This window comes from Stutzerimonas stutzeri SDM-LAC (assembly GCF_000235745.1).
GTDB lineage: Bacteria > Pseudomonadota > Gammaproteobacteria > Pseudomonadales > Pseudomonadaceae > Stutzerimonas > Stutzerimonas stutzeri_H.
The window spans coordinates 1-4,366 of sequence record NZ_AGSX01000015.1 but is presented as its reverse complement, the minus strand read 5'-3'; the positions used below and the strand labels follow the sequence as shown (position 1 = coordinate 4,366).

At 61.1% G+C, this 4,366-nt stretch carries 7 protein-coding genes and 1 pseudogene; 4 read left to right on the top strand and 4 right to left on the bottom strand.

Annotation, left to right across the window (positions count from 1 at the left end):
* Positions 1-106: 106 nt before the first annotated feature.
* On the bottom strand, positions 107-379 hold the full coding sequence (locus PSTU_RS21925) for a hypothetical protein (RefSeq protein ID WP_237709824.1): 273 nt from the start codon (positions 377-379) through the stop codon (positions 107-109).
* Here PSTU_RS21925 and PSTU_RS22250 point away from each other — a divergent pair.
* On the top strand, positions 278-487 hold the full coding sequence (locus PSTU_RS22250) for a hypothetical protein (protein ID WP_413771551.1): 210 nt from the start codon (positions 278-280) through the stop codon (positions 485-487). The genes PSTU_RS21925 and PSTU_RS22250 overlap by 102 nt on opposite strands.
* A 133-nt stretch (positions 488-620) precedes the next feature.
* Here PSTU_RS22250 and PSTU_RS21140 read toward each other — a convergent pair.
* A pseudogene (locus PSTU_RS21140) lies at positions 621-845 on the bottom strand (amino-acid N-acetyltransferase); the annotation flags it as partial.
* A 116-nt stretch (positions 846-961) separates the two neighbouring features.
* Positions 962-1,864, bottom strand: a complete 903-nt coding sequence (locus PSTU_RS0102005) for a serine aminopeptidase domain-containing protein (RefSeq protein ID WP_019339376.1) — start codon at positions 1,862-1,864, stop codon at positions 962-964.
* Between the two features lie 92 nt (positions 1,865-1,956).
* On the opposite strand from PSTU_RS0102005, the gene PSTU_RS0102000 reads away from it, so the two are divergent.
* On the top strand, positions 1,957-2,538 hold the full coding sequence (locus PSTU_RS0102000; protein ID WP_019339375.1) for a TetR/AcrR family transcriptional regulator: 582 nt from the start codon (positions 1,957-1,959) through the stop codon (positions 2,536-2,538).
* Between the two features lie 92 nt (positions 2,539-2,630).
* Here the strand turns inward: PSTU_RS0102000 and PSTU_RS0101995 are convergent, their stop codons facing one another.
* Positions 2,631-3,413: an IclR family transcriptional regulator gene (locus PSTU_RS0101995; RefSeq protein WP_029404574.1), complete on the bottom strand. Its 783-nt coding sequence runs from the start codon at positions 3,411-3,413 to the stop codon at positions 2,631-2,633.
* Positions 3,414-4,034: 621 nt separating this feature from the next.
* On the opposite strand from PSTU_RS0101995, the gene rpmB reads away from it, so the two are divergent.
* Together rpmB and rpmG are read left to right on the top strand one after the other, a co-directional pair.
* Entirely contained in the window at positions 4,035-4,271 is a 237-nt protein-coding gene (gene rpmB / locus PSTU_RS0101990; protein WP_019339373.1) for a 50S ribosomal protein L28, read from the top strand.
* Positions 4,272-4,282: 11 nt separating this feature from the next.
* The coding region (rpmG, locus tag PSTU_RS20300) for a 50S ribosomal protein L33 (protein ID WP_019339372.1) at positions 4,283-4,366 on the top strand (84 nt) is incomplete at its 3' end.

Genomic DNA, 4,366 nt, shown 5'->3' with positions numbered 1-4,366 from the left:
CCACGCCCGGGCCCTATGGCCCGGTCTTTTTTTAGGCACCTTTGGGGGGCTACGCGCGGACGGGCGGCTTCTCCGCTAAGCCCTAGGCTTGGGCTGCACCGTTGTTCTACGTAGGAGCCAGCTTGCTGGCGATTCGGAGACGCCCAAACATCTGGCCCGCCTGCTGCGCGACGGTGAAGGCCTGATGGTCGAATTCAAGCGCACCCGCGAGGCGCTGAATCGCGGTATCTAGGAAACCATCTGCGCCTTTCTCAACCAGCACGGCGGCACGCTGATCCTGGGCGCGGCGGAAGATGGTCGGGTGACCGGCATCGCGCCCAATGCGTTGGCCCAGATGCGCAAGGACCTCGCTAATACCAGTAGAGTGTGCTTTAGCCACCACTTGCGGAAAGCATCGACCCAATCTTCGCCGCACGTGGCGCGACGCCGATCGGTGGTGATGGATTGCCTCAGTGAGTTCTACCCGCCCTGCGCGGGCGCTGCGTGAAGCGGTTCGTGGGAGCGGTGTTTGTAGCGGTCTTGTGGGAGCGGTCTTGACCGCGAACAACCCGGGCCCTGCCGCACAGCCATTCGCGGTCAAGACCGCTCCCACTGGTACTTCTGTCCTTGACAGGTATGCCTCAGAGCGCCTTTTCGCAAATCTCCGAGTTGCGCTGGAAGTTATAAAGCGAGGCCCATGCGGCCGGCAGTCGCTCGACACCGCCGGGCTCGATGTCGCGCTCGCGAAACCAGTGCGCCGTGCGGATGGTGAGCACGAACAGGGTTTTCGGCCCCAGCTTGCGAGCCCGCGTCTCGATGCGCTCGAGCAGTTCGTCGCCGCGCCCAGCATGGCGGTACTCTGGATTGCCCTGGACGCGGGAGGTCTGTATCCATGACTACCGCGCCAACGTTCACCACACGTTGAAGAAAGAGCCGCTTCGCTTCGAGGATCTGCAGGATTTGTTGCCACGCCGCATATTGCCTATCTCACCGCGGCCAGCGCGTCATTTTGATCGCTGTCGTCCTGCTCCAGCGCCGGCAGCAGATAGTTCGCCCAAAGCGTCGGTGCGAAGGCTCGGCGGAAGAACCCGAAATGGCCGATGCGATCGGCGCCGACTTCGTCCGGGGCGATGCGGCGCATCAGTTTCGATGCGCCGGTATAAAAGCCATGCAGCGATTCGGTACTGCGCGCTGACATCATCTCGTCGTCGGTAAATGACAGGGATGTCAGCGGCGTCTGTACTTCGGCGAACGCGCGCCGCATGGGTTCGCCCTCGACGCCAACTAGGTACTCGGGATGCAGGCACCAGCGACGCCACTGGCGGATCACGCCGGCCGGCAGGTCACCGACTGCCCCGATACGGCCACCGGGGAAGTAGCCGAACAGAGACGTAAGCAGCGGTGCCAATCCATGCCAAAGCAACCATGCCTGGCGGCGAATCTGTGGGCTGTTCTCGCGCCAATAACCGCTGCCTGCGGCGATGGTCACGATACGGGTGAGCCGCTCATGGCCTTGCACCAGGGGCAGAATTTGCGCGCCGACGCTGTGGCCGATCCAGTAGACCGGCAGCTCGCCAGCAGCTTCCACCACGGCAGCGAGCACCGCGCTGCAGTCGTGACGGGCCCAGTCGAGAATATCCACCTCAAGCTGGCGTAAAGGGACATGGCAGGACTGGCCCATGCCGAGGTAGTCGAATGTCACCACCAGAAATCCCTGGCTGGCGAGCCAACTGGCGAAATGGGTATAGAAGTCTTGCTTCACCGCCATTGCTGGAGCGATCAGCACGGCGCCGCGTGGCCTGCCCTCAGGGTGATACCAACAGCTCGCCAATTGATGGTCGTTGCCGTTGTCGATCGAGCGTGCTTCCGCCTGTATCGTCGCCATGCCTGTTCTCCGGTCTTTTTGTAATGCCTGGATCGGTGCAGTATACGAGCAGCAGAAATTAATTCTAGAACATTATTCTAGTCGGAGATCGGATGGCTCGAAGTAGTCGCAAGCAAGAAATTCTTCAGGCCGCGCTCGTTTGCTTTACCGAGTCCGGGGTAGAGGCGACCACCATCGAAATGATCCGAGACCGTTCCGGCGCGAGCATCGGCAGCCTGTACCACCATTTCGGTAACCGCGAGCGGATCATTGCGGCGCTGTATCTGGAAGGCATTGGTGAATACGCCGCGCGATTGGAAGCCGGACTGATCGATACGCTGGATGCCGAGGCGTGCGTCAAATTGTTCGTCGCCAGCTACATCGATTGGGTCGTGGAAAACCCGGACTGGGCACGCTTCGTTCTGCACAACCGTGGGCGGGTCGAGGCCGGTGAGATGGGGGAACGACTGCGCGAGGTCAATCAGGCCCATGGCGAGCGGGTGAGCGCAATCTTGCGCCGGCACCGTGATAGCGGTGCCTTTCGCCGGATGCCGGGCGATTGCTTTCTGGCCGTGGTGATCGGGCCCTGCCACGACATGGCCCGTAACTGGCTGGCCGGACGTTCACGCACGGCGCTGGCGGATTGCCGCGAATTGCTTGCGGACATCGCCTGGGCCAGCGTCAGGGCGCAGTGACGGCAGACCGATCGGCATCTTTGCGGAGTCGATGAGCGAAAGGTCGGTGCAGCCTACGCTTCCCGCTTGACTGGGTGCCACTTGGCCAATGATCAGACGCCCAGACTTTCGATATCGCGTGCGAGCATTTCCAACTGGTGCGCCAGTGAGCCCCGTAGGGTTTCTTCGCTGAGCTGGAACGAGGGCGCGCCGCAGGTCAGCGCCATGATGCTGCCGTCGGCCAGATGAAGCGGTACGCCAGCGGCCATCACGTTGCGGTCCCAGTCGCCGAGCGACAGGCAGAAGCCGTGCTGGCGGAACTCGGCGAAGGATTTTCCAAGGGACTGCTCCATCGTGGTCCACTCGTCGCCGTATTTGGCTTCCAGCGCCGCCATCAAATGCGCACGCTCCTTTTCCGGAGTGCCGGCGAGAAAGGCGCGGCCTGCTGCCGTGGTGGCCAGCGGCAGGCGCACACCCGCGTCCATGCGCAGTGTGGAAACCTCAGCCGGCCGGCAGTTTTCGATATAGATCATCGACAACCGGTCACGGCAGGTGAGGCCCACGGATGTGTTGGTGCGACGCGAGAACTCGTCCATGTATGGCTTGGCCAGCTGGCGCACGCGCAGATTGGAGACGTAGGCATAACCGAGCGCCAGTACGCCGGAGTCGAGCTGGTACTTTTCCAGCTGCGGCGAGTAGCTGAGGTAACCGAGCTTGGTCAGGGTGTAGGTCATGCGCGACACCGTTGGTTTGGGCAACCCGGTGATGCGCGCAATGTCCTGGTTGCCCATCACCACCGAACCGTGGGTGAAGGCACGCAGCACATCCAGCCCGCGCGATAGCGCTTCGACGAATTTGCGGTCCTTGGGAATATCGGTGTCTTCGATGTCGCTCATGGTGGTGTCGGTCTGTCCGGTGGTAGGGCGGCGGCGCGCACGATAGCAGATCGCCCATGGCTCGGCAGGGGGCTTCAGCGATTGCGCAAGTTGCAACGGTGGCTTTCCTCGACCATGGTCGTTTAGCGCCAGTTGGGTCATCATAGCTGAAAATAACGGTTCTGCATTTCGCACAGCAAAACCATTGTTCGCTTTAATGTGAGGCTGGGCGACAAAATACGGTGCTCTCATCGCGTCGCAGGCAGGAGAGGATTTACAGCGACACGATGACAGTCCGGTAGCCCTGCCAGGCCAGTTCGTTGCAACTGACGGCTCTGATTGTTCTCACTATATAAAGTGAGCCGATGCGCAGGCGACGAACGGTTTACCGCGGCAGGCCTCGCCAGGCTTGGCCCGTGAAGGAATCGAGGCAGTGAGTATCGACGCTGTAAAGCCACACTGCGCTTGTTGCCTGGGGGGCTTTCTGATATAAAGCAGCGCTCTTTTCTAGGGGCCCGGTTTCTTCGCTTGCCGCGTAGCCGGTAAGACCCCAACGAAACGCGGCGCTGAGCGCCAAATGACAATTGAATTCAAGCGGCCAACCCATGCCGGGTTGGGCATGTGGTTTTAGAGGGCTGAGGCATGTCGAGAGTCTGTCAAGTTACCGGTAAGGGTCCGGTAACCGGGAACAACATTTCCCACGCGAACAACAAAACCCGTCGTCGTTTTCTACCGAACCTGCAGCATCATCGCTTCTGGGTCGAGTCCGAGAACCGCTTCGTACGTCTGCGCCTGACTGCCAAAGGCATGCGCGTTATCGACAAGCGCGGCATCGACGCCGTTCTGGCTGAACTCCGCGCTCGCGGCGAAAAGGTTTAAGGAGAACTATCATGCGTGCCCTGATCCGTTTGGTGTCCAGCGCCGGTACCGGCCATTTCTACACCACCGACAAGAACAAGCGCACTACTCCCGAC